Annotated in this window: 3 protein-coding genes; all 3 read left to right on the top strand. The window is 72.5% G+C overall.

Annotated elements, in window-relative coordinates:
• Positions 1 to 555: response regulator transcription factor (locus G3I65_RS13420; protein ID WP_160696397.1), on the top strand; the 555-nt coding region annotated here is incomplete at its 5' end.
• Between the two features lie 173 nt (positions 556 to 728).
• Entirely contained in the window at positions 729 to 1349 is a 621-nt protein-coding gene (locus G3I65_RS13415) for a hypothetical protein (protein ID WP_160696396.1), read from the top strand.
• A gap of 135 nt (positions 1350 to 1484) precedes the next feature.
• Positions 1485 to 1787, top strand: a 303-nt coding sequence (locus G3I65_RS13410) for an alpha/beta fold hydrolase (RefSeq protein WP_375336678.1), incomplete at its 3' end; no start/stop codon positions are given.

The following is a 1787-nucleotide window of genomic DNA, read 5'->3' as shown; positions in this document are numbered from 1 at the left end:
GTCGTCGCGGACGGCGAGGACGTCAAGGCCGCCTGGCTGGGCCCGGGCGCGACCGCCGACGTGGTCATCTTCGACCTGCACCTCGGCGGCCCCGCGCCCGCGTTCGGCGACCTCCGACGGCTGGCCGAGGCCGGGCGCCGGGTCGTCGTCTACTCGATGCGCTCGGACGACGACGTCGCGCTGCAGTGCCTCGAACTCGGCGCGCTCTGCTTCCTGACGAAGGCCGAAGGCGCCGATCACCTGGTGGAGGCGACGCGGGCCGCGGCGCAGGACCGGCCCTACACGCCGCCGTCGCTGGCCGGGGCGCTCGCCGGGGACCGGTCGGAGACGCGGCCCGCGCTCTCGGCGCGCGAGGCCGAGGTGCTCGTCGAGTGGTTCCAGTCCGAGTCGAAGGAGTTCGTCGCGCTCCGGCTCGGGATATCACCCAGCACGGTGAATTCGCACCTCGAACGGATCCGCGTCAAGTACGCGCGCATCGGCCGGGAGGCGCCGACGAAGGCCGCGCTCGTCGCGCGCGCCATCCAGGACGGCCTGATCGGAGTCGACGATCTGTGAACCCCGCGTGTGGTACAAACAGCCCATACCGCCGGTGCGGCATCCGGGTTAGCGTCCCGCTGACGGAGCCGCGAGGGCGCCCCGCCGGGTTGCCGCGACTGTCCTGGGGGCCGGCCGCGGCGCTCCGGCTCCGCCCCGCCGGAACCCGTCCGGCGGGCTGCACGAGGAGATCCATGAAGCACGTCCGCACCACCGCCCTGCTCGCCGCCATCGGCGCCGCCTTCCTGCTTTCCGCGTGTGGTGGTGAGTCCGGCCAGGCGACTCCCGCCACGCCGTCCGGGACCTCGGCCGCCCCGTCGCCGGCCGCCACCGAGTCGTCGACGGCCGCGGCCGCCCCGGCGGGCGACGTCACCAAGCCCGGCACCGAACTGAAGGTCGGCGAGCGCGCGGTGGTCCCGTTCAAGTACGGCACGAACAAGTCCGGCACCATCGCGATCACCGTGACGGCGATCGACAAGGGCGCGAACGCGGACCTGGCGAAGTACGGCGACAAGGCCAAGGGCATCACGCCGTACTACCTGCGCGCGACGGTCGAGAACGTCGACGGCGCCGACCTGTCGTACGCGTCGGTGAACCTGCGCGCCCTCGGCGCCGACGGCCGCTCGACCGGCGTGATCATCACCGGCAGCACCGACAGCTGCAAGTCCGCCACCGCGGGCAAGGACTTCACGACGGCGGGCGCGAAGTTCGAGACCTGCACGCTGCAGGGCGCCCGCGAGGGTTCGACGGTGGAAGCGGCGACCTTCGACAAGGGCGACGGCTACGACAAGTCCCCCGTGGTCTGGAAGAACTGAGTCACCACCCGGTCACGGAATTTTCGCTCGACCGAGCGAAAATTCTGTGAGCCAGGCCACGTGGGAGGCAAAAGGGTGGCAAAACTGCCCTTCTCCCCGTAGCTCTCCCGGCGGCCCCGTTCTAGCCTGGGCGCCATGGAATTCGCCGTCGCACCGACGGATGCCGGGGCACCCGGCGCGCTGGAAGAATTGACGATCGCCGTCGGCGACCGGCGGCACAGCGCGCTCGCGGCCGGGCCGGCGAACGGCGAGTTCGCGCTCTTCCTGCACGGCTGGCCCGAGTTCGCCGACGCGTGGACCGAGCAGCTGCACGCGCTCGGCGAGGCCGGTTACCGCGCGGTGGCCGTCGACCAGCGCGGGTACGCGGCGGGCGCGCGGCCGGACGGCGTCGAGCACTACACCCTCGACCAGCTGGTCGGCGACGCCCTGGCCTTCGCC

It is taken from the genome of Amycolatopsis sp. SID8362 (assembly GCF_010550475.1).
Taxonomy (GTDB): Bacteria; Actinomycetota; Actinomycetes; order Mycobacteriales; family Pseudonocardiaceae; genus Amycolatopsis; species Amycolatopsis eburnea.
Note: the sequence above shows the minus strand (reverse complement) of the source record. Positions and strands in the feature narration are given on the sequence as shown.

Coding starts and splice junctions, on each gene's coding strand:
- G3I65_RS13415 (WP_160696396.1), top strand. CDS start 729: ATGAAGCACGTCCGCACCACCGCCCTGCTCGCCGCCATCGGCGCCGCC.